The sequence below is a fragment of the Cytobacillus sp. FSL K6-0265 genome (genome assembly GCF_038003465.1).
Classification (GTDB): domain Bacteria; phylum Bacillota; class Bacilli; order Bacillales; family Cytobacillaceae; genus Cytobacillus; species Cytobacillus stercorigallinarum.
This window is the reverse complement of the sequence record NZ_JBBOPE010000001.1, coordinates 1,568,014-1,592,830: the sequence shown is the minus strand read 5'-3', so window position 1 is coordinate 1,592,830 and position 24,817 is coordinate 1,568,014. Positions and strand designations below refer to the sequence as shown.

Sequence of the window (24,817 nt, the reverse complement as noted above, 5' to 3'; positions counted from 1 at the left end):
TTAGCACGAAAATCTTTGTTATGATTAATTTTATGCAGTAAATTTTTTAAGTTATGAGACTAAATGATGAAAAGTGCACGATTAAAGCAAGAAATAATTCAAATACATACACTGAAACGTTCAGACTATCAACTAATACATGAAGAAGGAAAACGCGGGAACCTTTATTGTACCCACTGCGGTGAGAATGTTTTATTTTATTTAGGTATTCAGGATGAACCAAATTTTTATCATAGCAACGAAAACGATTGCGAATATGTGGACGAAGTCATTCCGAAAGCAAAAGAGAAAACGATCGAAAAAGAAGTCAATGGCTTTCGTTTACCTCAAGGGCGGTCCATTCTTGAAGAAGTCGAAGAGCCTTTTAAAACGGCTGTACAGATTGAAAATCTACCACCGTTTACAGAATATACTGTTTCACAAACTAGTCCTGCAGAGGGTTATCTTCAAACACTTGAAGAACACGGTATTTCATTTGATCATGATCAGAAAAAAGCTGTTACGTATTGTGATGGTCCATTACTTGTTCTCGCAGGAGCCGGAAGTGGTAAAACACGCGTGTTAACAGGGAAAACGGCTTATTTATTCCATGAATATCAAGTTGATCCCCGTTCTGTTCTACTCGTTACCTTTACAGCGAAGGCAGCAAACGAAATGAAACAACGGATAAAAACCTATCCATATGTTACAGCAAAGCATATTAATCAAATGGTCTGTGGGACTTTTCATAGCATTTTCTATCGTATTCTTTCTTTTCATGACTATAATAATCAGAAATGGGACCACCGTTACCTTTTAAAGAACTGGCAGAAGGAACAAATGATCAAACAATCAGCAAGGACCCTACAAATTGATGAAAAGGACTTCCCTTTTGATATGGCATTACAGTTAATTAGTTTTTGGAAAAACTCGTTACTATCCCCAAAAGATGTAAGGGCGAATGATTCATGGGAGGAAAAGGTACAGCAAATGTATCAAGCCTATGAAGAAGAGAAACAGCGATTGAATACCTTTGATTTTGATGATATGCTCAGTAGCTGTTATGAGCTGTTTAAAAATAATCCGCAAATATTAGCACAGTATCAAAAGCGATTTAAATATATCTTAATTGATGAATTCCAAGATGTAAATAAAGTTCAATTTGAATTACTTAGAATGCTAGCACCTGAAAGTGAGCATATTTGTGCAGTTGGTGATGATGATCAATCTATTTATGCTTTTAGAGGGAGTGATCCATCTTATTTAACCGAGTTTGAACAGATGTTTGAGGACAGTTTCCAAATTACATTACAACAAAATTATCGCTCTAGTCACGAGATCACTGCTTATGCCAGTCAAGTGATCAAAAAAAACAAAAGAAGAAAAGCAAAAAACATGGTCGCGCAATTTAAAAGCGAGGCTTACCCTACACTCTTCTACCCTTACGATGAAGAAGAAGAAGCTTTGATGATTTTAACAGATATTCAAGAAAAAATAAGACAAGGTCACGAACCTAATGATTTTGCCATCCTTTATCGAACACATTCAACGAGTCGTGCCCTATTTGAACGGTTTACCAGGTCTAATATTCCTTTTAAGATAGAACAAGATGCCGAATCATTTTATGATCGCTTTATTATTCGGACACTGCTTAGTTTTTTAAGATTAGCGATTAATGAAGATGATACCCAGGCTCTTAAGGATGCCTTACCTGCCCTTTTTTTAGCGCAATCACATTTGCAAGATATGAAAGCAAACAGTATCTTACAAGATTGCAGCTTACTTGAATGTTTATCTATGGTACAAAGCAAATATGCGTTCCAACAAAGCAAAGCCAAGAAAACAGTGACAACAATTAAAGCCATTAAACAATTATCACCTTTTTTAGCACTTGAAAAAATTGAAAAAGAACTACAAATACAAGATTTCATTAAAAAGCGTGGCAATGAAGGCAACAAAATGGATAAAGGTTCAGAGGATTTAAAAGAACTAAAATTAATTGCTAAAAAGTTTTCTACGATACTTGAGTTCATTGAGTATGCTGATCATATGCGTGCAAAAATCAAAGAAATGAAGCAATTAAGTAAAACGATTGAGAACGCTGTAACCTTTAGCACCATTCATAAAGCCAAAGGATTAGAGTATCCCTTTGTCTATCTCTTAAGTGTAGTCGATGGTAGCCTTCCCCACGATTATGCACTTGAAGAATATCGTTCAGGAATAGATCAAAGTTTAGAAGAAGAACGAAGATTATTATATGTAGCAATGACAAGGGCCAAAGAACAGTTACATATATCACTCTTACAACACAGAAAAGGGAAAAAAGCCTATCCATCACGTTTTCTTCCCCCTATCAGAAATAAAGCATTAAGTAAATAAAAACAAGCCTGCGTGTGTATCCTCTCACGCAGGCTATCATTGTTTGATAAAAAATTTGCTTATTAGACTCTCATTATTTTTTATTAATCATTTTGTTTATTGTATTAAAGTCTAATGACTTACCATCTTTAACAATAGAATCGACAATTTTATCTTCCATTTCTTGAGATACTGGTTTGTTGGCGATTTCAGACACTCTGCGAATGACGCCACGAACCGTGTCTTCATCTTTAAAATTCGCATTTTGTAACGAGCTCGCTAAATCGAATACATCCTTCATATTCACGCCTGTTTTTTTCTCGATATTCTTAAAAAAATGATTATCCATCCGCTACCTCACGCTCCTTCTTGAACTCCATTTATCTTATGTCGCCCAATTAAAAACGTGATAAAAATCTGTTCTTTTATCTTGCTGATGATTTTTATCCATATAAAAAAGAAGAGATGCGCGATTACACATCTCTTCAAAAATCAAAAGACAATTAGCAGAAACTAGCACCAACAATGACTAATAAAATGAAGAGGACAACAATTAAAACGAAAGTACCTCCAGCATAGCCACCGCCACCACCATATCCGTAGCCGCCATATCCGCCACAACCACAATTTGTGCCATAGCCTCCAACTCCAAAGCCCATATGAATTTCACCTCACTAATGTATTTGTCTTTATACATTATGTATGGTTTGTGAGAATGTTTGGGCATGTACCCGCTTGGCCTTTAATTCACCGAAATCAGGCTTATCCTTTTGGTTTGAAAATAAGGGCGCCAATAAAAGCAAACAAGATGGCAGATGAAATACCTGAGCTCGTAACTTCAAACATACCTGTTAGTACGCCAATTAATCCATGCTGTTCTGCTTCTTGTAATGCCCCGTGCACAAGTGAATTACCGAAACTCGTAATAGGCACAGACGCACCCGCACCAGCAAAATCCAATAATGGCTCGTAAAGTCCTACTCCATCCAATATCGCTCCTAATACAACCAGTGCACTTAAAGTATGACCTGGTGTCAGTTTAAATACATCAAAACAAATTTGGCCAATTACACAAAATAAGCCTCCGACAACAAAAGCCCAAAAAAACATTGGCAGCATTTATTTATCCTCCTAACTTTATGGCATTTCAATCGCTACTGCATGTGCAATACAAGGAATCGATTCTTTTTGTTGCACCGTCAGCGGAGATAATAGCGCTCCTGTAGCGACCATTAAGATCTTTTTTAACTCTCCTCTTTTCATTCTATTTAATAAATGTCCATATAAAACGGATGCAGAACAACCTGCACCGCTACCGCCTGATTGAACGGGCTGATCTTCTTTATAAATAAGTATGCCACAATCTTGGAACTGTTCATCTGGGATGATAAGCCCCTTATTCTTTAATAATTCCAATGTAGTTACACGACCAATTTTCCCTAAATCTCCAGTAACAATTAAGTCATAATAAGAAGGTTCAATTTGTAAATCTTGAAAATGATTATAAATTGTATCTGCGGCCGCAGGAGCCATCGCCCCGCCCATATTAAATGGATCAGTGATCCCCATGTCAACAACCTTACCGATTGTTGCAGCTGTCGTAACTGGATCATTTCCTCCATTATTTTGAACGAGAAGTGCTGCACCCGCACCTGTAACTGTCCATTGTGCAGTTGGTGGCTTTTGCCCGCCATACTCTGTAGGGTAGCGAAATTGCTTTTCAACAGCAGCATTATGACTCGCTGCTCCAGTTATAACTGCATTTGCTCCACCATAATTAATCATAAATGAACCAAGCGCTAATCCTTCCATTGATGTGGAACATGCGCCAAACAAACCGAAGTAAGGTATTTCCAACGCTCTTGCACTAAGACTCGTTGGGGTTATCTGATTAATTAAATCTCCACTTAGAAAAAATTGCACATCTTTTTTTTCCATTTCCCCTTTTCTTAATGCTGTTCGACTAGCACCTTCCATTAGTACACGATGTGCTTTTTCATATGAATCTTCTCCCATCCATAAATCATCATGGAGGAGATCAAAATCATCAGCTAAGTTCCCATTGGCTTCAAAAGGTCCTCCAGTCACACCGGTAGCAATAATTGCTGGACGTTGACTAAAAACCCAGGATTGCTTCCCCTTTAGCATTAGATTACCCCCATATAAATTAAAATAGTTTTGATTAATGCAACGACAAAAGCTGAGAATACGCCAAACAGGAGAACCGAACCTGCGAGTTTAAACATATTTGAACCGACACCGAGAACAAATCCTTCGGTGCGATGTTCAATTGCTGCAGAAATAACCGCATTTCCAAAACCAGTTACTGGCACAGCACTACCCGCTCCTGCAAATTGCCCAAGTCTGTCATAAACACCAAATCCAGTCAGGAGCATCGCAATAAATATCATCGTGGCTACAGTAGGATTACTCGCTGTTTGCTCGGTGAAATTAAAGAAATAGATATAAAAATAGGAAATCGCTTGTCCTACTAAGCAAAATAATCCTCCAACCCAAAATGCCCGAAGACAATTTTTCAAAACTGGTCGCTTCGTTTCATATTTTTTTTCTAATTGATCATATTGCTCTTGGTCAGGCGTTTTTTTTGGTTTTGCACACATCCTTCTCACCTTCCTATGTTAATTCTTTTTTCAACTTAACTATTTTATCGAACTTTTTTTGGGCTTCCTTGGCACTGAATTGTGGATTCTTCAGTTGTTCATGCAATTCGACAACTTCAAGAAAAATTTTAAAATCACTGGAAACAATAAATTTAACATCAGGATATTTGTCTTCTAATTTTCCTTTAACATCTTTCTCAATTTTTTTCATGTGAAATCTTTGTAAATGTCTAACTTTGTAAGCAACTAAAACGGTATCATCATTCTTTACAATTGCTGCATCATATAATTCTTTCTGTTTTTCAATATCTTCTTCTATACTTTGCAGCATGTCTTCATCGGTTGACCGTGATTCACTATGTATTAATGATGGGGTAGGATTTGTTGGTTTAACAAGTGATAACGGCGCTTCATCAGAATCATGTTTACTACACCCTGCGATCAAAAATAAACTTATAAGTAGTAGCAAGTATTTTGGCATTTCTTGTCCCTTCCTTATCTTTTTCATTATTTGTTTATTCTCTCTAAAAGTTGATTTCTTATCCAAAAAAAAACAAAAGACGAACCTTTTATGAATGGCTCGTCTTTTTATATTAATTGCTTTTCTTCTTTTTCTTCCCACAACCACAACCGGAGGATTTTTTACTTCCCCCTGTTTCTGCAATTCTCTTTTTAAAAGCTTCTTTATTTGTATATATTTTTTTGTTCACCTTCCATACCCTCCTTCATCATATATGCCTTTTATCTTTAACATATTCAAATGATGGAGAGCTCGTATAATGCAATAGCCCAATTTTTTATTGAATAATCATTTTTTGAATTGCCCCTTCAATAATTGCCGCTACGGCGCTAATTGACAAAATCACCACTAACAACACACCGATTGTAGGGAAATATGCATACATTACATATATAATTACTGCACTCCATATCCCCGTGCACCAATAACAACTAAGGAGCTTACCAAAAAAGCCAGCTACCCCTTTATTTTTTGGAATGATATAAGTCTCTATATTCCCTTGTTCATCCTCTTCATCAACTTCTAACATAAATGGTCTTCTTATAAATTCAGTGATTTGATCATAAACAATTAGTCTTGTTAGACGGAAAGAAGCAAATGAGAGTAAAAGAAATTCAAAAAAGGTAAGATCCATTCTTATCTCCACCCTTCACCTAAAAAATATGCCTATTTTTTTAAAAAATAAGGCGTTTGTCCGTAACCCATAGCCTGTTTCATCAATATGTTATTAATGTAGATCAAAGAATGAAATAAGGAGGAAAAGAATATGGGTTGTAACAAAAAGGATAATAAATACGGCAGCTGTGTAGCTGAAGTCGTACGTGCGATAAGAGATATACAAGATCAAGTTCGCGAAGATGATGATTGTGATTGCGGTTCAAATTGTTTCTTAGAACCAATCGGCGCGATCTCTCCAAAGAGAGGTAAAAAGAAAAAAATCAGACGCCCTAACACGCGCGTATTTACGTTAAGCACAGCTGATGGTTCACCATTCCACGCTTTTTTGACAAATGTTGATGATTGCTCTTGTACGTCAATTTTCTTTAGAGTAGAAGAGATATTCGATAATTCATGTGCTACTCTAAGAGTCTTAGAACCAGTTACTGAAACAGATCCTGGTTGCTTTGAAACTGCTGATATTACAGAAGGCTGCTGCATTGATTTATCTAAAATCTGCAAAGTAGATGGTTTCCGTTCTAGTGAAAACTGTATCTCTGTAGATTTGGATTGCTTCTGTGCAGTTCAATGTATTCAAGATATTTATTTACCAATTGATAATTGTGTTGAATATTTCGAAGACTAATGATTATAAAAGCCAGTCGTTCACTCGACTGGCTCTTTATTTACAGTCAACTTACCTAAAACCGACCATTTTTATCGATTTTATACTCTGAATATGAATGGTTTGCATACTGCCGCTTAACGTTTTAATCATTAACTCATTGCCTTGTTTTAACTCAATAAATCCCCTAATATGCTTATCATCACTTATAAATAGGCAAGGTACAGGCGGTAACTGCTTTGGAAAATGAAGGAGATAATCAATCCTTTCCTGTACATTCATATCCTTAAAACTTTTCACGCGTTTAAAACCTTGCTCGCTTTCTGAATGACTTTCCTCGTATTCCTCCAAAACTTGCTGTACATCTTCTCCTTTTTCCTCCACCATACCTTTTTCATCTATAGAAGCATTTGTGATAACTTCATTTTCTTCTTTCTCCACTTCATTTTTACTGGAATAAGTTGACTGCATTGACGTCGAAGGAGAAGGAAGATTAGATTGTTGTACATATAATAAAGGCTTCTTTTTTTTATTTTGTGTATCCATGTCTTTCACCCGTCCCTCTTCAATAAATTCGAAGCTCCAACATATTATATGTGAAATAAAAATGGGCGTTCATTTTAACCACTGAAAGGATATACTCGAAAGAAGACTTCTATCTGAGAAACACTACTACAATAAATTTATATTCATATCCCTGATTGTCTTATTTCTTCTTATTGTAAAGTTTCTTGTATCGATGTTGCTAACAGCTGGAGGGAATCCAAAGGATAGCATATGTATAAAAGCAGGATGATAGTTAAGCAATATGGATTTGCGAAGCATTTCGGATAAGGACCATGCCAATGGTTTTACATTTCACTTAATTGGCGGAATCTCTAATGAGTGCTTCGAAAAAGGTCACTCACAAAATCATCGATACGAACCGCGATCAGAGCATTGGAGGATATTAGGAAAAATAAAAATGCGCACATCACTCGTCCTAAAATCAACGAGTAATGTGCGCAAAATGCGAACTTTTAAAAAAGCTAGCTCTTATTTGTTACGTCCGTTTAAAAATTTAGCGAATATGATAACCAGAATCGACGTGGATATTTTCTCCTGTAATGCCTCTTGACATGTCGCTAAATAAGAACACAGCTGTATCTCCGACTTCCTCAGGCGTTGTTGTTCTTTGTAATGGTGCATTTTCTTCGATTTCTTTCAAAATTGAATTGAATTCACCAATACCTTTAGCTGACAAAGTACGAATTGGACCAGCAGAGATAGAGTTGATGCGAATATTCTCTTTTCCTAAATCAACTGCTAAATATTTTACACTTGCATCAAGAGAAGCTTTTGCTACTCCCATGACATTATAGTTTTTAATTGCTCTTTCACCACCAAGGTAAGTCATGGTAACAATGCTACTTCCTTCAACCATTAATGGTCTTGCTGCTTTAGCAACAGCAGTTAAGGAATACGAACTAATATTATGCGCTAATAAGAAGCCATCCCTAGATGTATTCATATACTCCCCTTGAAGCTCTTCTTTATTGGCAAATGCGATACAGTGAGCAATTCCATTAATTTCTCCAACTGCCTCTTTAATTTGTTTAAAACAACTTTCTACATCTTCATCATTTGTCACATCACAAGGTATTACAAGTGAGTCCTCCGCACCTTCAAGGGTACTGACTAAATCTCGGACACTTTTCTCTAATCTTTCACCAGCATATGTGAAAATGAGATTTGCACCTGCTGTATGTAGTGACCTTGCTATTCCCCAGGCAATACTACGTTTATTCGCTACGCCCATCACAACGTAAGTTTTCCCTTTTAATGAGATCGTCATATTATAATCCCCCTATAATTTATACAAGTTATTAGTACCTAGTACTAATATTACATGAAAAATATTTACTTTTCAATAGGAATGTGACGGGAAAGAAGATATAAAAAAATACGAATAGACTCTGTCATAGAATCTATTCGCACCTTGAAATAACTACTCCTTTTAGTTAAGCTCTAATTCCCACTTTAACTCTTCCACATATTCCCGAGAACCGGTGACGATTAAGCGATCATTTAATAAAAGCTCTGTATCACCGTGGGGTATAATAGTTTCTTGCCCCCTTAAGATACGAACAAATATCACATCACCGGCAAATGGAAATCGTCTGATCGTCATTCCATCAAATTTTGAATTTCGTAATGTCACATCATATAATGTTGTTTCTTGATTTTCAATTATCTCCACAACACTTGGAGAAGCGATCAACGCTCGTAATAAGGTTTTCGTTGACAACATACTTGAAAAAGATTCAATACCAGCTGCTATTGCCTTTTCTTCTAGAATGGGGTTTTCTAAGCGACAGATTACACGATTAATTCCTGATTCTTTCAGTGCTTCTGCCAGTTCAAGGTTGATATCCTCATCTCCAGTTGTAATTACAACAACATCAGCTTGCAAAATTTCTGTTTCTTTTATCGCTTCCATTGAAAAAGCAGGAAGTTCATTCAACTCAAAGGCTGGTGTAATAAATGGTTCCTCTTTTTGCTGAACGGTATGATATACACTCGTTTCGTACATATCAGAAGCTAACTCATTTGATAACGGCATTGTAATCTGGTTTGCACCAATAAAGGATACTTTAATCTTCTTCTCTTTGACCGTTTCTTTTGGAAATAATTTCTTAAAGACAATAGGTGTAAAGATACTACTGATAACAGCTACCAATATCAACATCCCACCCATTTCTTCAGAAATCATACCCATTCTTTGACCAATAGTCGCAGCAGCAATGACTAATGAAAGCGTGGAAGTTAAAATAAACCCTGACGCAACAACCGTTTTCATATCATACCATTTCTTCATGTAAAATACCGGGATTAATTTAGATATGAGCAATGCCAATAATAATAACGGAATAAACGCTAATAACATTGGCTCAGCAAAAAGTGACCAAATATCTAAATCTACGCCTACCATTACAAAGAAAATCGGGATTAGAAAGCCGTATCCAAACGAATCTAGTTTATGAACAAGTTCTTGGTTTGGTGCCAATAAAGACACAAGCACACCTGCTAAAAATGCCCCTAAGATATTTTCCGCTCCAACAGATTCCGAAACAGCTACTAAGAAAATAATGAGTGCAAAAACAGCCCTCGTGCCAATTTGAATGGTTCCTGTTGATAGCGACTGTATGAAGTTATTATTTTTATATCTTCTTCCTATAAAGTATAGGATCACGCCAGCGATAAATAGGAATAATAATAACCATGTATTCCCTTCTCCGCCATCATTAACTGAAACAAATACAGCGAGTAGAATCATCGTTGCTAAATCGGCAATAACTGCTACAAGCAAGATGATTTGCCCGATATTAGTATTCATGATGTTCCCTTCTTTTAACGTAGGAACAACAACACCAAGTGAGATTGTTGATATAATTAACGTCATTAGAAACACATTATCGATAAAGCCTACTAAAACAAATACATACGATAAAACTAATGACACGATAAAAATTCCGGCGAAAATAATGCTCGCAGTGAGAAATGCATTTGGTTCAGGTTTGCCATTTCCCAATCGTAGCTTTTTCTTTTTCGATGAAAATGCTGAAAAATCTATTTCAAGCCCACTTAGAAACATTAAGAATATAAACCCTAATGTCGATAAAGTTTCAAGCCACATATCCTCTTGTACAATATTAAATCCACTTTTCCCAATAATTAATCCTGCTAGTATTTCTGCTACTACAACAGGGATAAAGTTGATTTTTAAACGATGTAGTATAATCGGTACTAAGAATGCAATCACGATAACAATTACAAGTGAGGCGACTGAATTCCCATGTTCCATTCTATGTCACTCCTTTTTAGTAAAATTAGTCGAAATAAAATCTAAACATATGAAAAATAAAAATGCAAACGATAAGAATTGTATACCTTTCATACCTAAATGATTCAAACTACTATAAAAGTGAGGGACAGCAAATGAAACTAGATATTATTGGAGATATACATGGTTGTTTTAAAGAGTTTAAGGATCTCACCATCCAGCTAGGCTATGACTGGCATTCCGGCATTCCTTTAAGAGAAGATAGGCAGCTCGCATTTATCGGTGATTTAACTGATCGTGGTCCACAATCATTAAAAGTCATTCAAACCGTATATCAATTAATAAAAAATCGTCGTGCCTACTATGTTCCTGGCAATCATTGCAATAAATTATATCGTTATGCATTAGGAAATCCTGTAAAGACGACTCACGGTTTAGAAACGACAGTAGCGGAATTACAAAGCTTAAATAATAAAGAAAGAAAAGATATCCTTAGAAAGTTTATTGAGTTATACGAACAATCTCCTCTTTATTATTTACTAGATGAAGAAAGACTATTATTAGTACATGCAGGAATGAAGGAAGAGTGGATTGGTAAAAACGATAAAAAAGTAAAAACATTTGCTCTTTATGGTGATATTACTGGAGAGAAACATCCTGATGGATCTCCAATTAGAAGAGACTGGGCACAACATTATACCGGACAAACATTAATTGTTTACGGCCATACACCTGTGATAGAAGTGCGTAAGATCAATCAAACATATAATATTGATACTGGAGCAGTTTTTGGTAACAAATTAACTGCTCTTAAGTACCCTGAATTAAAGACTGTATCTGTTTCCTCTTCCCTTCCCTTCCAAGAGGGGAAATTTACTTGCTTTGATTAATTTAATAATGCTTGCATATCTTCAGGATAGGGAATTGAAAAGCTAAGGAATTCCTTTGATATTGGATGGGTAAAAGATAGAGAAAAACAATGCAAAGCTTGCCTTCGCAACCATTTAGTCGAACCACCATATAAATGATCTCCGATTAAAGGAAAGCCGATATGAGAAAGATGCACTCGAATTTGATGGGTTCTGCCCGTTTTTAAAGACAATTCTAACTCAGTGAATTGTCTTTCTTTTTGCTGGGATAGTTGTTTAAAATAAGTCGCTGCATATTTGCCATTCGGGCTAACCATTCTTTCGATAATGCTATCAGGTTTTCTGCCAATTGGTTCTTCTATCCACCCTTCCTTTGTTGCCATTAGACCACAAACAAAAGCTTTATATTTCCTTTTGACTCCATTATTTTGCTGTTGTTGACTTAAAAGGTGATGAACATGACGATGCTTGGCAATTAACACTATACCTGACGTCTCTCTGTCCAGTCTTGTAACAATATGAATAGTGGAAACTATTCCTTGCTGGTCATAATAACCTAATAAAGCATTCGCTAAACTTCCATCTGGATGTTCTCGAGATGGAATGGTGCTCATACCTGCTGGCTTCACAACGATTAATAGTGAATCGTCTTCGTAAAGAATCGAGAGAGGAATATTTTCAGGAAGCAAACCTTCACTTCTTTTCTCAGGTGGAAAACCAACTTCTAATACATCGCCGTTATTTAGCATATACCGCACATTTTGTTCAACTCTATTCACCTTTATAAAACCTCCAGCAAATTTTATATCTGTTAAAGCGGTTTTAGAAATATTTTGCTGGGAAAGGAATGATCTAATATTAACTGGTGTAGCAAGTGAATCAATTTGCCATTGTAAAGTAAACATTCTATATCTCCTTATAAACGAAGTTCATTCAACCAAAGACAGCAACATTGGGATGCAAGTAAAATTGAGCTGAAAAACAGTAGGCTTCATTATCTTGCTTCTTTTTTAAAAAAATTGCAGAGGTAAGTGTGCAAATATTTTTTAAGTATCATCCCATGATCTTTAATCAAACCTTTGGAAGCTAGGTAATTAGTAACTTTTTCTATTTTTGCTCGGGGATAGCTGGACGTATTCTTTTTTTGCATTTACAGAATGAAAAATCCGAACATATTCGAACCCTTTGACAGAATTAGAATGATTGTTCGGATTTCTTTCAACTAGCATCAATATCATCCAAAGTCACGCAGTTAATCGGCAACAAATGAATCATGTACTCTTTTCCAAAATGGAAATGGTCTGAATCTAGCAAAGCGAATTTTTTCATCAGCTACACGGTATTGAATTGATTTTACATCTTTATGCAATAATGATAAATGATCGATCGTAATCTTAAAATCTGGTTCATTCACAGGTTTTAAGAGACATGCATGATGTGCTGGTAAAACCAATGGTGAACCAACCGTTCTAAACACTTTATTATTAATCGATGCCATTTCAGCTAATTGAATGGCAGGCAATGATGGATGTAAGATCGCACCACCTAACGCCTTATTATAAGCTGTACTCCCTGAAGGCGTGGATAAACATAAGCCGTCTCCTCTAAACCTTTCAAAATGTTGACCCCGAATCTCTACATCCATCACAAAAGTACCGTTCACAGCTTTAACCGTGGACTCGTTCAAAGCCAAATATCTTGTTTCTTTGCCACCATTTAAATAGCGGACAATCACTTCAAGAAGGGGATATTCCACCACTTGGAAAGGAGTTTTTGCTATAGCGATCACAAGCTTTTCAATTTCATCAGGTACCCAATCAGCATAGAATCCTAAGTGGCCCGTATGGACACCAACGAAAGCTGTTTTATCAAGGCGGCTGCTATATCTGTGAAATGCGTACAATAAAGTTCCATCGCCACCAACAGAAATGACTATATCTGGTTGTTCTTCATCATAAACTAGATCAAAATCAAGTAAGTACGATCTCATCTTATGCATCAATGTATTCGATTTCGTATCACCTTTAGACGTAATCGCAAATCTCATTTTTTAGTAGCTCCTCTAATTTTTGATTCTATGACTTATTCTTTTGCTGCTTTTCTTTATTTTGTGAAAAAAATGCTTGTGCATCTTGAATTTCTCCTCGAATCGATGACATTTCTTCATCTAATCTAAATGCTGCTTCAGCGGCTCTTTGTAATCTCATTTGAATATCAGATGGGAATTGGCCTTTATATTTATAATTTAATGAATGCTCAACCGTAGCCCAAAAATTCATCGCTAACGTTCTAATTTGAATTTCCGCCAATATCTTTTTCTCCCCATGAATGGTTTGTACAGGATAAGCAATAACTACATGGTAGGAGCGGTAACCACTTGCTTTTTCATGAGAAATATAATCTCTTTCTTCCACGACTTCAAAGTCATTTCTCATGCGTAACAATTCTACTACCTTCATGATATCATCAACAAATTGACACATCATTCTCATACCAGCGATGTCTTGCATTTCTACATCCAACCTATTAAGAGGTATGCCTTTTTCGTTGGCTTTATCTAATATACTAGCAATAGGTTTTACTCTTCCAGTCACAAATTCAATTGGAGAATGCTCTGGGACAAAATCAAACTGACTTCTCATCCCTTTTAGTTTCACTTTTAACTCTTCAACAGCTTGTTTATACGGCCCTAAAAATTGATCCCAATGCTTCATACATGCACCACCCTTATGTAAGTTCATTTCTCTAACATGATTAGTTAGAAATTTTTGCAATAAAGCGACGAAAGAAACTTAGGTACATGATTACACTTCATTCGTAGAGAAGTTATTCAAACATAGCCTCGACTTTCTCAACCATTTCATCTCCATAATTACTATTACCCCGTATATTTTCAATAAGATATTGTAACTCTTCATGAAATAAAGGTAATTTAAGTTTTTCTTTTCCATCATACAAATACACTTCACCATTAACAACCAATGATTGCTTTAATTGTTGCCATAATGATTCATGTAACATGATATATGTATAATCATCATTTTTTTCTGTTATGTATATAAATGATAAATGGTCGGAATCTACTAGCATCTGTTCTCTCGGCTCAAAATCCTTCACAGATAAAGTTGAGTCAATTTCTAATAATAATTCCTTTCCTTCATCATTCCATAACGCACTTTGTACTTCTACTTTTTTATTCATTTTTTTACCTCCAAACTCTTACATTTTACCATAGAAGGGGAAAAAATCTCAAAGAACATTGCAGATTATGTGATACAGCGCCATAATAAATATAAGTATAAGCAATCATGTATTATCTCTAATTTGATTATACATATAGTCGAGAGAATAGGAAGGATTAATCATGTCACAAAATATAGAAATTGAATTCAAAAACATGCTCACAGAACAAGAATTTGCTCAATTAAAAAAGCAGCTTCATATAGAAGACGAAGATTTCTTCACACAAATCAATTATTATTTTGATACACCAACTTTCTTTTTAAAAAACGTCGGGTGTGCGCTCAGAATTAGAGAAAAGAATAATCAATTCGAACTTACATTAAAACAACCTCACTCAGATGGATTATTAGAAACAAACCATGATCTTCAACCGGAAGAAGCAAAGCATATCATAAATCAAGGGTACATCGACAAGCAATATTTATCTTCACTTAAAAGTGATCTTCATTTCCCTGAAGAGACGTTTGAATTATTTGGTTCTTTATTAACAAGCCGTGCCGAAAAAAATGATGATAACGGTTTAATTGTCCTAGATTATAGTGAATATTTAGATAAGATGGATTATGAATTAGAATATGAGGTTTCGAATAGGGAAAATGGCTTAAATTCCTTTAAAAAACTATTAAAAGAGATGAACATACCGATAAGAAAAACAGAGAACAAAGTGAAAAGATTATTTCGGGAAGTTCAGAAAAGAAGATGAGATGATTAACAAGGACATACGAGGAGAGTCATAATGAATATTGATCAGCTGAAACTATTAATGCAAATGCAAAGCTTACAAACCTTTCTTCCAAATACAACGCAAAACAGCAATACAACTGATTTTTCACAATTATTATCAAACACAATTACCGCTAGTATGAATGATACTTCTAGTGATTTTTCACAGAAGATAGGAGCAATACAAACGATCGCTGAAACAATGCTCACTTCTTCTCCCGTTTCTCTTCCTCCTGTACAGCTTACGAAGTTTAAAGAAGAGAATAGTGATCAATCCATTCAAGATATCATTCAACAGGCTGCATCCGCCTATAACGTACCAACTGAATTAATTACAGCGGTTATTCAACAAGAGTCCAATTTCAATCCAAATGCAGTTAGCTCAGCAGGTGCGAGTGGTTTGATGCAATTAATGCCTGAAACAGCTAAGTGGCTTGGTGTGACTGACAGATTTGATGCCACACAAAATGTAATGGCAGGTACAAAATATTTAAGACAAATGCTTGATCGATATGGAAATAATACCGACCTTGCCCTTGCAGCATATAATGCTGGTCCCGGTAATGTTGATAAGTATAATGGTATTCCGCCATTTAAAGAAACACAAAACTATGTACAAAAAGTAACAGAGAATTTACTAAATCAAAAACAATTTGTCTAAGTATCGTAGTGACTTCCTTTTAGTCACTACTTTTTTAATTTAAGAAATCCCACCTCAAGGATAATCCTCCGTACTTGTTTTTCAAGAGATATGCCCCATATAATAGAACTGAAAACACCTGTATTCTTAATATTAATTCGTGGCACAAAGCTATTTGTTTGAGATATAACCGTTACATTGATAAAATAATATCAAAACATGAAGGAATTATGTCTAGCTGATGACATGATCATCGCTTTTATTAACATACTTTTGTTTAAAGGGGTTCTATTACAATGGTCGAGAATATCAATACTCCGTTCGACGCGTTAGGTGAGGAAAAACTTCACCAACTAGTTGAAGCATTTTATAAACGGGTTGGACAACATCCTGAGCTCGTCCCAATCTTTCCTGACGATTTAACTGAAACAATTAGAAAACAAAAGCAGTTTCTGACACAATTTTTAGGCGGTCCGCCATTATATACCTCAGAACACGGCCACCCGATGCTGAGAGCACGTCACCTACCTTTTGCCATCACAATGACGCGTGCAAAGGCATGGCTTTCTTGTATGGAGGATGCAATGAATGAAGTCGAATTGGATATACGCTTGAAAGAAGGATTTCTTGAGAGACTAACTCTCACAGCACAACATATGGTAAATACACCTGAAAAAGATGAATTAGAGGGTGATGACAAATGAATCATGAAGAATTTGAAAGTAAATCTGTCTCACCACATTGTCATGGCAGTGAAAATAAACCGTTAGAAATCTATATGTTTATTGACCCGCTATGCCCAGAATGTTGGAGTTTAGAACCGATTATTAAAAAACTGTCCGTAGAATATGGCCGGTATTTTTCTCTCAAGCATGTAATAAGTGGGAAGCTAAATGCTTTAAATAGAGGCAAGAGGCAAAACTACGACCAATTAGTTGAACAGTGGGAGAAAACCGCTAGTCGATCAGGGATGTCATGTGACGGATCTGTTTGGTACGAAAATCCGGTACTATCCCCTCAGTTAGCCTCCATTGCTATTAAGGCAGCCGAACTACAGGGCAGAAAAGCCGGCATTCGTTTTTTGAGAAAACTACAAGAAAAGTTGTTTCTCGAAAAGAAAAATGTATCAGATTTTGAAGTTTTAAAAGAATGCGCCAACCAAATTGGCTTAGACGTTGTTGAATTTGTGACAGATATACATTCCGAAAGTGCTGCAAAAGCATTTCAATGTGATGTAAAGATTACAGCTGAGATGGATGTAGAAGAAATTCCAACGATGGTGTTCTTCAATGAAAACATTGAAGATGAAGGCATAAAAATTACAGGGCAGTACAGCTTTGATGTGTATGAACAAATATTAAAGGAAATGGTTCCATATAAACTCGAACCTTCTCCATTACCGGACATAGAGCTGTTTATTAAACATTATAAACTTGTCGCTACTTCAGAAATAGCAGTCGTCTATAATATGACTGAGCAAGAAGTAAATAAAGAAATGAAAAAGCTCCAACTGAAGCAAGTTGTTGAGCAAGTACCCGCAAAGCACGGAGCTTTTTGGAAGTCACTCGACTGATTGATGTTTATCATCAGTCTTTTTTTATGCCCTGATAAAAACCCTCATCTATCCATCTATCCCTGCTATCTTACAGTCACAATTGCGGCATAAAGCGTCTTCCTTACCTTTGAGCAATTGACTTACTTATACCATTTACTTCTCAAGGATGTGCAACGTAACTTCTGACTATGGTAAGCTGCCTGATTTTAAAGAGGTTTGTAAAAGGCAAAGCACTCTGCTTTTAATGAGAAAGTGCATTTCCATACTATCTAACCTGATAGGATAAAAAGTTTGGGAGAGCAGGATCCTAATCATTTAATGAATACGTCCTTCATTCAAGAATCAATCCAACTTTCAATCCAGACAGTAAAAAACCCTACACTCTCTCATGAGGCGTAGGGTTTTTCATGTAAATATATTTAACAAAGGGGATGGGAGAAATTTTTCACGATCAAACAAAGGGGTAAATTGTTTGTTTGTGATTAACTTCACAATATAAATATACCATGGCTTTTTTAAGCTCGCAATAGTTTGTGTACCATTTCACATTATTGTCAAATTCTCTATCACTATAGTGAACTTCCTTTATCATTAGAAAAATATCTTGTCTTTCTTGTAGTACTATTTGTTTGTTTTCTGAATGAGTAAGCAGCCTAAATCTTTTGATTTAGGCTACTTGATAATTAATTTAAATCGTTTCTAACAATTGTTCCATCTCATTTAACTTTTCCTCAAATACTTTGCATGCTGCCTTAATCGGTTCTGAACTTGTCATATCCACACCCGCTTTTTTGAGCACTTCTATCGGGTAATCGGAACTACCTGCTTTTAGGAAACCAATAAAGCGATCAACTGCTGGTTTTCCTTCTTTTAAAATTTGCTCACTTAATGCTGTTGCAGCACTGTAACCAGTAGCATATTGGTACACGTAATAATCGTAATAGAAGTGAGGAATTCTTGACCACTCTAAACCGATTTCTTTATCAATAATGATATCCTCACCGCCAAAGTATTTCTTGTTCAGTTCATAATACTTCTCAGTAAGGGCATCTGCTGTTAAAGCCTCGTTATTTTGAGCCATTTGGTGAATCTCATGCTCAAATTCCGCAAACATCGTTTGACGGAATACCGTTCCTCTAAACCCTTCTAAGAAATGATTTAGTAGAAATAAACGTTTTTTATCATCATCAATGGTTTTTAATAAATGATCATTTAATAACGCTTCATTACAAGTTGAGGCTACTTCAGCCACAAAAATGGAATAATCACCATAAGCATATGGTTGTGACTTCCGTGTGTAATAACTATGAACTGAATGACCAAATTCATGTGTTAAAGTGAAAAGGTTATTGATATTATCTTGCCAATTAAGAAGGATATAAGGATTTGTACCATAAGCACCGGAAGAATAGGCACCACTTCTCTTTCCTTTATTCTCCGAAACATCTACCCAGCGATTCTGTAATCCCTCTTCCAAAATACTGCGATATTCCTCACCTAAAGGCGCTAACCCTTCAATCATTAGTTTTTTCGCTTCATCATAAGTAGTCGCCATTTTTACATCTTTGACTAAAGGTGTGTATAGATCGTACATGTGCAATTCATCTAATTGTAAAACTTTTTTCCGTAGTTTCACATAGCGATGAAGTAAGTAAAGATGATCATTAATCGTACTTACCAATTGATCATAAACTGATTCTGGAATATTGTTGGCGGATAAGGCGGCATGTCGAGCTGATTGATAGTTCCGTACCTTTGCATTGAAGTTATTTCTTTTCACATTTCCACTTAACGTACTAGCGAATGTATTCCGAAATTGGCCATAAGTTGTATACATTGCATGAAAAGCATCTCGACGTACACGTTGATCATCACTCTCTAGGAAGTTGATGAATCTACCGTGTGTGACTTCTACTTCTTCTCCATCTTCATTTTTAATCGCTGGGAAAGTTAAATCAGCATTATTTAACATACCAAAAGTATTACTCGATGCATCCATTACTTCTGAGGCTTGTGCAAGTAAGGCTTCTTTTTCTGCTGTAAGTACATGAGGACGTTGAAGATTGATTTCTTCAAGCGCATGTTCATATAGTTTTAATTCATCTTTCTCAGCCATATATTGAGCTAACTTCCCTTCATCAATGGCAAGAATTTCTGGCACTATGAAAGCAAGTTCACTTGCAACCACTGAATACAACCCTTTGATTTTATCATCTAAACTTTGATAAGTTGCATTTGTTGTATCTTGATCATATCTCATTCTTGCATATGTAAAGAGCTTCACAATTCGAGAGAGTAAATGATCTTGATATTGTAAAACATCATAAAGAGCCTCGGCACTTTCATGTAATGTCCCTTTATACTTGCCTGCTTCTGTAGATAACTCTTTTACTTCATTAAATTCTTTAGTCCAATCATCGTCACTTGCAAAAATATCTTCAAGACGCCAAGTTTCTTCCACTGGCACCTCATTTCTTGTTGGTAGTTTCTTAACTGTAGAATCGTTAGCCATATTGTTTTCCTCCTACATTCATTATGTTAAAAATTACTATATGTTACTATCTTACATCAAATGAAAGTAATTGTTCAGTATTATGTTTCACCCATTCATTTAAAATACTTCAATATTCTTTTAATGCCATTTTCATAATCATTTCCCCTTCTTCTTTACTTATTTTTCTATTCTTCCTATTAGAAGTCCTTATTTGATATTTAGTACCATCGATCTCCTCTATTACATTTATAGTGTTTAAAAGAAGTAAATAATTATCAATTACTTTTTTGAGGGCTATAGGTACCTCTACTCTAATACGAATATCTTTCCGTTCCAAGCGATATTGCACCGAATCATAGACGTTTTCTAGGGAAAATACTTCTTCATGGCGTAATATATCTATAAAAATAAATGTTTGCCACTGAATTGGTGAAGTACTTAGTTTAGCACCTCCCTTTACCGGAAGACCACAAAAGTCTGGAAGGTTTTCGATATGAAAGCCGCAACGGTAGATTTCTTCTTTAAATCGTTTAGAAAACGAGCTATATTTAAGGTTTCCATATCTTTTTATATTTTCCCTTTCTTGCAACCAGAAAGAAAAGTTCATTTTATTATTCGGTGGATTCAATAATTCGTACAAAGTATTCGAACGAAGTGGTTTCAGGGCTAGAAGGGCAAAAGTCTTTCTCGTGGTAATTGGGAGGAGATGATAAAGTATGTACAAACTTTCAGTATCAACGTTTAAAAAAGGGATGATTAATTTATTTGCGGAAGTTTTTTGAAGAAAAGCATAATGAAAAGCGGTTAAAGAAAATAAATGATTTCCTATAGTATGGAGTTGTTTGTGGGATAATATCCACAATGGTTTTATTCCAGCCTTGATATAGCCATTTGTGCGCTTATGAACTATTTTTGTAGGAATGGTTGAACATTGAAACTCAATAGCATAAACACCTCCGTTATGTTCAAAGCTGATATCCGCTCTTTGATCGATGTTAGCGAAGTATTTCTCAATCTCAACATTTCTATAGTGCTTTTTTAATAAAGCGTATAACAATAATTTCCCTTTTAAGTGGACTTCTGACTCTTTTTCGTATGATTCAAAGCATTGACTTTGCGGTTTATGAGCAAAGTGAGACTTTTTGAAGATGCCATTCTTCAAAATGACAACTTCCTTACATTCTGGACAATAAAAAGACTTTTCCTTATATTTATGAACATCTTGAGCAGAAATAAGCTCACCCTCATTCGTTATTGCCTTTAACATGTCGGCTCACATCCTTTCTATACATTACTAACTTCTCACCTCTCATTCTTTTTTCCTGCATAAAAAGAAAAGACCGACTTCTTAAAGAAATCGGATTTTTATTAAAAATATTTTTTAAGTTCAATTAAAGCATTTTCAGCGATAATTACCTTTCCATATTCAGAAATGACGTGAATGGTCGTATCTGTTTCATGACCATATTCAAGTAGTATACTTAGAATATTATCAATTTCATCCTCTTCGAATTGTTCCTCAGGAAATTCGACGATTAAATAATAGTTATTCTTGTATGAACGCAGTTGCGTATGAACATTTCCTAGTTCCACTCGCTTGGATAATGAAATGATATCCTCAAAGTCTCGAAAAGCAATAACGAAATCTAATTTTTCTTCCACTTCCTCTTCTTCATTTTCCTGCAATTGATCAAGCATAGCTTCTACTCTTTCATCTACAGCAAAATCCTTCATTTTTTCATCAGAAACAGGAAGTTCTAACTTTTGTCCGTCTTTAGATAACTGCGCCTTCGTTACTAAGATTTCTAATCCTTTATCAAGTGCTTGAACTTGAATCCATAATGGACCTTCCATCACAAAATCTTCTTCTGTATGAACCTCATCCATCATATCCCAAAAAAGTTCTTCACTTCTTTCTCGGTTGTACCATATTTCATCACGATCAAAGCCTCTTTCCTCAATATCAATATACGAGATATAAAACTTCACCGTGTTTTCGTTAATTCTCTCGATTTCCACTTAGCAACTCTCCCTTCTTGCTTTTTGTGAAGGGATTATAACCCCTAATTTGTACTGCTTTACTACCATTTACCCTATTTCAAGAAAATTATTCTTTTATGGTCATTCTAGCAAGAATAATGAGAAAATAACGTGTAAAAACAGATATACCTATTATGTTTTACCTTTTGTTATATTTTATGATAAATATGTTGTAAAGGGAATGCCCAAAAATGCAATTGGCAAAAAACGAATGAATGCCTATATTCGCTAATACAATATATCTTTATTGTGTTTGTATTTTATCAAAAAAACCTGTCCCCTACAAGAAACAAGCTTAGGGTGATGAAAAAGCTTTTTTTCACAACTGATTTGTGATTAAAACGCAGTACTTTCCTTTTGAAAAAATCGGGTATGAATAACTGTAAAATAAATCGGTCGACTCTATTAAGCAATTAATAAAGTCAGGGGAGAGAAATGTCGTTCTTCCCATTATGTATCAGAAATGCCTAAAGAATTTTTGTCGGCTATCTTTGATGCTTTAAACTTTGGATGGGCGCGTAAATCTCCTAACCTATGCTTTGCTTTTCTCAGTAAAGATGGATAAGACGACTTTTGCTGATATTACCCCAAAATTGTTTTATAGAACAAAAAAACGAGCAAATCCATATAAAAGGATTTGCTCGTTATCTTTTAAGCACACTCAAGTTAAATGAGAAATTAAGAAAAGCAAGATTGGTTTTAGTTAACCAACTTTTGAGCCTCACGTAGATGATACGTACGAACCTTTCTAGGAAGGAAACGTCGAATTTCATCTTCATTATAACCGACTTGTAATCTTTTTTCATCTAAGATAATCGGTCTTCTTAGTAAACCAGGATTATCTCTAATTAATTCAAATAAATCCTGTAAAGGCATTGTCTCAAGATTAACATCCAACTTTTGGAAAGTTTTAGAACGTGTTGAAATAATTTCATCTGTTCCATCTTCTGTCATACGAAGGATTTCTTTAATTTCATCAATTGCTAAAGGTTCTGAAAAAATATTTCTTTCTTTGTATGCAATATCGTTTGCCTCTAACCATGCTTTTGCTTTTCTACATGATGTACAACTTGGTGAAGTGTATAATGTGACCATTTTACAATTTCACACTCCTTAGAAATTTAAAGTATATTTTATTCGTCGTAATTGTTTAATTATGCTATTCTTGCTATTGCTACACTTGTTTCCCGTTTTCAATGAACAGGCTTACTTTCTCATTGAGAATAATCCACTAGGCTATAACTATTGTTGTAATTTATAATTAATTTAAATAAGCTGTTCTATTTTATTATACACCATCTGTAGAACAGATGATATACATTTTTACATTCTTTCATACACCTATTGCCAATTAAACAATTAACTTCTGCCTTAGTGAATCTATAATATAAGACGTTTTGATTCAAAAAAGGTTTCATGTAATTTTGATTTTTTTATTTGTTCACAAACTGTTCAATTATAGAATAATGAAAACTGTTACTATATTACTTATACAACTCTAATAAATAAATACCCTTTATTTTTAAAGAATAAACATTTATATTCTCAATCATCGACATTAAATGAAAAAGCATTAAATGAAGGAAAAGATATTGAGCCGCACCTTACATAAAAAGAAATCCCGAACAACATGAGATTGTTCGAGATTTTCTTTAGATTAAATATCTTTTAAAACATCATTATTATTGTCATCCTCAGAAAAAGTAAGGACTTCATCTACTGGTTGATACGATGCTCCATAGAACTGGATATCCTTGTACGTATGAATCAATTCATATGTTTTTATCATTGCATCAAAAATCATTTCTTCCGTTTCGTTATTTGGTGCCCAATATAAAATCTCCATTGCATTTACTTCATTTGTTGCAAGCGATCGACGACGGTAACCTATCGATTGAGCGTGCTCAAAACCTTCTCTTTTATAAAATTTTAAGCGTTTTTCGGTATCAGTATCTTCATAATCAACAGGTTCAACCTCTAGTATAATTGGTTTGCCTTTTTCCTTTAATTGATCAATTAATTTATGCCCTAAACCTTGTCCTCTTGAATCTTTGGACACAAATAAATAGTCGATAAAAACAAAAGTTTCAAGTTCCACATACATTAACACATGCATTGGACCCTCATCTTTATGATAAATATCAGGTCTCTCCTTTAACAGTGTTTCCATATGTTCTTTTGACTTCATCTCTTCTACAGGAAAGTACTGATTCAACTTTTCATACCAATGCATGGATCAAACCCCTTTATTATTTTAATAGTTCCAGTCGTGATAAACTTCCAGCTTTCTCTTCTTGTATAAGAAAATCGTATAAATAAGTCATCATTCACGTATAAATAAACTAAGTTTGTGAACGTTCTATCTCAAAGTATTTGTGATTTTCATTCTTTTCATTCTTTAATAAATGCTTTATTATAAGAAATAGAACATCATCAGAATAACTTGAATTTTCCGAAAAGAAAATTGGAGGTTTATCAATGATTGGTTACTTTTCAGACTTAATTATCGTTTCATTGCTCATACTCAGTTTAACTTCCCTTTTAGGTGTATTATTAAACAGCTTGGGAATAAAATTTTTCGGTGGCAAGAAAAAATCCGAATTCGTAGACCAATCTGCGTTTATGCAAACCGGATGGAAAAACGTGGGCGGAAAGAAGAAATAATCCTCA

Annotated in this window: 27 protein-coding genes; 8 read left to right on the top strand and 19 right to left on the bottom strand. The window is 35.0% G+C overall.

Annotation, left to right across the window (positions count from 1 at the left end):
- Positions 1-66: 66 nt before the first annotated feature.
- A complete protein-coding gene (locus MHH73_RS08215) occupies positions 67-2,358 on the top strand; it encodes an ATP-dependent helicase (protein WP_341066079.1) in 2,292 nt (763 codons plus the stop codon).
- A gap of 73 nt (positions 2,359-2,431) precedes the next feature.
- Here the strand turns inward: MHH73_RS08215 and MHH73_RS08210 are convergent, their stop codons facing one another.
- The 7 genes from MHH73_RS08210 to MHH73_RS08180 all read right to left on the bottom strand — a co-directional run bounded on the left by MHH73_RS08210 (position 2,432) and on the right by MHH73_RS08180 (position 6,112).
- Positions 2,432-2,686, bottom strand: coding sequence for a stage VI sporulation protein F (locus tag MHH73_RS08210; RefSeq protein WP_191814961.1), 255 nt, complete (start codon positions 2,684-2,686; stop codon positions 2,432-2,434).
- Positions 2,687-2,840: 154 nt separating this feature from the next.
- Positions 2,841-2,996, bottom strand: a complete 156-nt coding sequence (locus MHH73_RS08205) for a YjcZ family sporulation protein (protein ID WP_191814958.1) — start codon at positions 2,994-2,996, stop codon at positions 2,841-2,843.
- A gap of 103 nt (positions 2,997-3,099) precedes the next feature.
- The gene (gene spoVAE / locus MHH73_RS08200) at positions 3,100-3,456 is read right to left on the bottom strand and encodes a stage V sporulation protein AE (RefSeq protein WP_095369774.1); all 357 of its coding nucleotides are present in this window, start codon (positions 3,454-3,456) and stop codon (positions 3,100-3,102) included.
- Between the two features lie 18 nt (positions 3,457-3,474).
- Complete coding sequence (spoVAD, locus tag MHH73_RS08195; protein WP_191814956.1) at positions 3,475-4,485, bottom strand: stage V sporulation protein AD; 1,011 nt, start codon at positions 4,483-4,485, stop codon at positions 3,475-3,477.
- Positions 4,485-4,958 carry a stage V sporulation protein AC gene (gene spoVAC / locus MHH73_RS08190; protein WP_191814953.1) on the bottom strand — a complete coding sequence of 158 codons (474 nt, stop codon included), beginning with the start codon at positions 4,956-4,958 and terminating at the stop codon, positions 4,485-4,487. The genes spoVAD and spoVAC overlap by 1 nt, the downstream gene beginning before the upstream one ends.
- Before the next feature lie 13 nt (positions 4,959-4,971).
- Entirely contained in the window at positions 4,972-5,439 is a 468-nt protein-coding gene (locus tag MHH73_RS08185) for a YhcN/YlaJ family sporulation lipoprotein (RefSeq protein ID WP_191814951.1), read from the bottom strand.
- Positions 5,440-5,755: 316 nt separating this feature from the next.
- Entirely contained in the window at positions 5,756-6,112 is a 357-nt protein-coding gene (locus MHH73_RS08180; RefSeq protein WP_191814949.1) for a DUF1360 domain-containing protein, read from the bottom strand.
- 132 nt (positions 6,113-6,244) lie between these two features.
- On the opposite strand from MHH73_RS08180, the gene MHH73_RS08175 reads away from it, so the two are divergent.
- Positions 6,245-6,781, top strand: coding sequence for a CotY/CotZ family spore coat protein (locus MHH73_RS08175; RefSeq protein ID WP_191814947.1), 537 nt, complete (start codon positions 6,245-6,247; stop codon positions 6,779-6,781).
- Between the two features lie 51 nt (positions 6,782-6,832).
- On the opposite strand, the gene MHH73_RS08170 is transcribed toward MHH73_RS08175, so the two are convergent.
- The 3 genes from MHH73_RS08170 to MHH73_RS08160 form a co-directional block, all read right to left on the bottom strand.
- Positions 6,833-7,306 carry a CotO family spore coat protein gene (locus MHH73_RS08170; RefSeq protein ID WP_341066076.1) on the bottom strand — a complete coding sequence of 158 codons (474 nt, stop codon included), beginning with the start codon at positions 7,304-7,306 and terminating at the stop codon, positions 6,833-6,835.
- Between the two features lie 514 nt (positions 7,307-7,820).
- Complete coding sequence (gene fabI, locus MHH73_RS08165) at positions 7,821-8,594, bottom strand: enoyl-ACP reductase FabI (RefSeq protein WP_191814942.1); 774 nt, start codon at positions 8,592-8,594, stop codon at positions 7,821-7,823.
- Between the two features lie 162 nt (positions 8,595-8,756).
- Entirely contained in the window at positions 8,757-10,604 is a 1,848-nt protein-coding gene (locus MHH73_RS08160) for a monovalent cation:proton antiporter family protein (protein WP_341066073.1), read from the bottom strand.
- 134 nt (positions 10,605-10,738) lie between these two features.
- On the opposite strand from MHH73_RS08160, the gene prpE reads away from it, so the two are divergent.
- Positions 10,739-11,473 (top strand): bis(5'-nucleosyl)-tetraphosphatase PrpE, encoded by a 735-nt coding sequence (gene prpE / locus MHH73_RS08155; RefSeq protein WP_341066071.1) that lies wholly within the window; start codon positions 10,739-10,741, stop codon positions 11,471-11,473.
- Here prpE and MHH73_RS08150 read toward each other — a convergent pair.
- From MHH73_RS08150 to MHH73_RS08135, 4 genes are all read right to left on the bottom strand, one after another.
- Positions 11,470-12,357, bottom strand: a complete 888-nt coding sequence (locus MHH73_RS08150) for an RluA family pseudouridine synthase (RefSeq protein WP_341066069.1) — start codon at positions 12,355-12,357, stop codon at positions 11,470-11,472. The two genes, prpE and MHH73_RS08150, sit on opposite strands and share 4 nt — an antisense overlap.
- Positions 12,358-12,704: 347 nt before the next feature.
- Positions 12,705-13,499 (bottom strand): NAD kinase, encoded by a 795-nt coding sequence (locus MHH73_RS08145; protein ID WP_095369785.1) that lies wholly within the window; start codon positions 13,497-13,499, stop codon positions 12,705-12,707.
- 28 nt (positions 13,500-13,527) lie between these two features.
- On the bottom strand, positions 13,528-14,166 hold the full coding sequence (locus tag MHH73_RS08140) for a GTP pyrophosphokinase (protein ID WP_191814931.1): 639 nt from the start codon (positions 14,164-14,166) through the stop codon (positions 13,528-13,530).
- A 112-nt stretch (positions 14,167-14,278) separates the two neighbouring features.
- Positions 14,279-14,653 (bottom strand): UPF0738 family protein, encoded by a 375-nt coding sequence (locus MHH73_RS08135; RefSeq protein WP_191814929.1) that lies wholly within the window; start codon positions 14,651-14,653, stop codon positions 14,279-14,281.
- Positions 14,654-14,816: 163 nt separating this feature from the next.
- Between MHH73_RS08135 and MHH73_RS08130 the strand changes: the two genes are divergently transcribed.
- The 4 genes from MHH73_RS08130 to MHH73_RS08115 all read left to right on the top strand — a co-directional run bounded on the left by MHH73_RS08130 (position 14,817) and on the right by MHH73_RS08115 (position 17,631).
- Positions 14,817-15,398: a CYTH domain-containing protein gene (locus MHH73_RS08130; RefSeq protein WP_341066066.1), complete on the top strand. Its 582-nt coding sequence runs from the start codon at positions 14,817-14,819 to the stop codon at positions 15,396-15,398.
- 33 nt (positions 15,399-15,431) lie between these two features.
- Positions 15,432-16,079, top strand: coding sequence for a lytic transglycosylase domain-containing protein (locus tag MHH73_RS08125; RefSeq protein ID WP_341066065.1), 648 nt, complete (start codon positions 15,432-15,434; stop codon positions 16,077-16,079).
- Between the two features lie 275 nt (positions 16,080-16,354).
- A complete protein-coding gene (locus MHH73_RS08120) occupies positions 16,355-16,762 on the top strand; it encodes a globin domain-containing protein (protein WP_191814923.1) in 408 nt (135 codons plus the stop codon).
- Positions 16,759-17,631, top strand: coding sequence for a ClpXP adapter SpxH family protein (locus tag MHH73_RS08115; RefSeq protein WP_191814921.1), 873 nt, complete (start codon positions 16,759-16,761; stop codon positions 17,629-17,631). Before MHH73_RS08120 ends, MHH73_RS08115 begins: the two co-directional genes overlap by 4 nt.
- A gap of 670 nt (positions 17,632-18,301) precedes the next feature.
- Here MHH73_RS08115 and pepF read toward each other — a convergent pair.
- The 5 genes from pepF to MHH73_RS08090 form a co-directional block, all read right to left on the bottom strand.
- The gene (gene pepF / locus MHH73_RS08110; RefSeq protein WP_341066061.1) at positions 18,302-20,125 is read right to left on the bottom strand and encodes an oligoendopeptidase F; all 1,824 of its coding nucleotides are present in this window, start codon (positions 20,123-20,125) and stop codon (positions 18,302-18,304) included.
- Positions 20,126-20,234: 109 nt separating this feature from the next.
- On the bottom strand, positions 20,235-21,374 hold the full coding sequence (locus MHH73_RS08105) for a competence protein CoiA (protein ID WP_341066059.1): 1,140 nt from the start codon (positions 21,372-21,374) through the stop codon (positions 20,235-20,237).
- Positions 21,375-21,475: 101 nt separating this feature from the next.
- Complete coding sequence (gene mecA / locus MHH73_RS08100) at positions 21,476-22,126, bottom strand: adaptor protein MecA (RefSeq protein WP_191814914.1); 651 nt, start codon at positions 22,124-22,126, stop codon at positions 21,476-21,478.
- A gap of 720 nt (positions 22,127-22,846) precedes the next feature.
- A complete protein-coding gene (gene spxA / locus MHH73_RS08095) occupies positions 22,847-23,242 on the bottom strand; it encodes a transcriptional regulator SpxA (protein ID WP_095369795.1) in 396 nt (131 codons plus the stop codon).
- Positions 23,243-23,804: 562 nt separating this feature from the next.
- Positions 23,805-24,380, bottom strand: coding sequence for a GNAT family N-acetyltransferase (locus MHH73_RS08090; RefSeq protein ID WP_191814912.1), 576 nt, complete (start codon positions 24,378-24,380; stop codon positions 23,805-23,807).
- Positions 24,381-24,625: 245 nt separating this feature from the next.
- On the opposite strand from MHH73_RS08090, the gene MHH73_RS08085 reads away from it, so the two are divergent.
- Positions 24,626-24,811 (top strand): hypothetical protein, encoded by a 186-nt coding sequence (locus MHH73_RS08085; protein ID WP_191814910.1) that lies wholly within the window; start codon positions 24,626-24,628, stop codon positions 24,809-24,811.
- Positions 24,812-24,817: the final 6 nt, after the last annotated feature.

Excerpts from the sequence above, each read along its gene's own strand:
- pepF (WP_341066061.1), bottom strand. The coding sequence starts at position 20,125 with ATGGCTAACGATTCTACAGTTAAGAAACTACCAACAAGAAATGAGGTG.
- spoVAE (WP_095369774.1), bottom strand. The coding sequence starts at position 3,456 with ATGCTGCCAATGTTTTTTTGGGCTTTTGTTGTCGGAGGCTTATTTTGT.
- MHH73_RS08175 (WP_191814947.1), top strand. The coding sequence starts at position 6,245 with ATGGGTTGTAACAAAAAGGATAATAAATACGGCAGCTGTGTAGCTGAA.
- MHH73_RS08210 (WP_191814961.1), bottom strand. The coding sequence starts at position 2,686 with ATGGATAATCATTTTTTTAAGAATATCGAGAAAAAAACAGGCGTGAAT.
- prpE (WP_341066071.1), top strand. The coding sequence starts at position 10,739 with ATGAAACTAGATATTATTGGAGATATACATGGTTGTTTTAAAGAGTTT.
- MHH73_RS08215 (WP_341066079.1), top strand. The coding sequence starts at position 67 with ATGAAAAGTGCACGATTAAAGCAAGAAATAATTCAAATACATACACTG.
- MHH73_RS08120 (WP_191814923.1), top strand. The coding sequence starts at position 16,355 with ATGGTCGAGAATATCAATACTCCGTTCGACGCGTTAGGTGAGGAAAAA.
- MHH73_RS08205 (WP_191814958.1), bottom strand. The coding sequence starts at position 2,996 with ATGGGCTTTGGAGTTGGAGGCTATGGCACAAATTGTGGTTGTGGCGGA.
- spoVAC (WP_191814953.1), bottom strand. The coding sequence starts at position 4,958 with ATGTGTGCAAAACCAAAAAAAACGCCTGACCAAGAGCAATATGATCAA.
- MHH73_RS08140 (WP_191814931.1), bottom strand. The coding sequence starts at position 14,166 with ATGAAGCATTGGGATCAATTTTTAGGGCCGTATAAACAAGCTGTTGAA.
- MHH73_RS08160 (WP_341066073.1), bottom strand. The coding sequence starts at position 10,604 with ATGGAACATGGGAATTCAGTCGCCTCACTTGTAATTGTTATCGTGATT.
- MHH73_RS08130 (WP_341066066.1), top strand. The coding sequence starts at position 14,817 with ATGTCACAAAATATAGAAATTGAATTCAAAAACATGCTCACAGAACAA.
- MHH73_RS08090 (WP_191814912.1), bottom strand. The coding sequence starts at position 24,380 with ATGCATTGGTATGAAAAGTTGAATCAGTACTTTCCTGTAGAAGAGATG.
- MHH73_RS08115 (WP_191814921.1), top strand. The coding sequence starts at position 16,759 with ATGAATCATGAAGAATTTGAAAGTAAATCTGTCTCACCACATTGTCAT.
- MHH73_RS08170 (WP_341066076.1), bottom strand. The coding sequence starts at position 7,306 with ATGGATACACAAAATAAAAAAAAGAAGCCTTTATTATATGTACAACAA.
- spxA (WP_095369795.1), bottom strand. The coding sequence starts at position 23,242 with ATGGTCACATTATACACTTCACCAAGTTGTACATCATGTAGAAAAGCA.
- MHH73_RS08150 (WP_341066069.1), bottom strand. The coding sequence starts at position 12,357 with ATGTTTACTTTACAATGGCAAATTGATTCACTTGCTACACCAGTTAAT.
- MHH73_RS08185 (WP_191814951.1), bottom strand. The coding sequence starts at position 5,439 with ATGCCAAAATACTTGCTACTACTTATAAGTTTATTTTTGATCGCAGGG.
- MHH73_RS08105 (WP_341066059.1), bottom strand. The coding sequence starts at position 21,374 with ATGTTAAAGGCAATAACGAATGAGGGTGAGCTTATTTCTGCTCAAGAT.
- fabI (WP_191814942.1), bottom strand. The coding sequence starts at position 8,594 with ATGACGATCTCATTAAAAGGGAAAACTTACGTTGTGATGGGCGTAGCG.
- spoVAD (WP_191814956.1), bottom strand. The coding sequence starts at position 4,485 with ATGCTAAAGGGGAAGCAATCCTGGGTTTTTAGTCAACGTCCAGCAATT.
- MHH73_RS08135 (WP_191814929.1), bottom strand. The coding sequence starts at position 14,653 with ATGAATAAAAAAGTAGAAGTACAAAGTGCGTTATGGAATGATGAAGGA.
- MHH73_RS08125 (WP_341066065.1), top strand. The coding sequence starts at position 15,432 with ATGAATATTGATCAGCTGAAACTATTAATGCAAATGCAAAGCTTACAA.
- MHH73_RS08145 (WP_095369785.1), bottom strand. The coding sequence starts at position 13,499 with ATGAGATTTGCGATTACGTCTAAAGGTGATACGAAATCGAATACATTG.
- MHH73_RS08085 (WP_191814910.1), top strand. The coding sequence starts at position 24,626 with ATGATTGGTTACTTTTCAGACTTAATTATCGTTTCATTGCTCATACTC.
- MHH73_RS08180 (WP_191814949.1), bottom strand. The coding sequence starts at position 6,112 with ATGGATCTTACCTTTTTTGAATTTCTTTTACTCTCATTTGCTTCTTTC.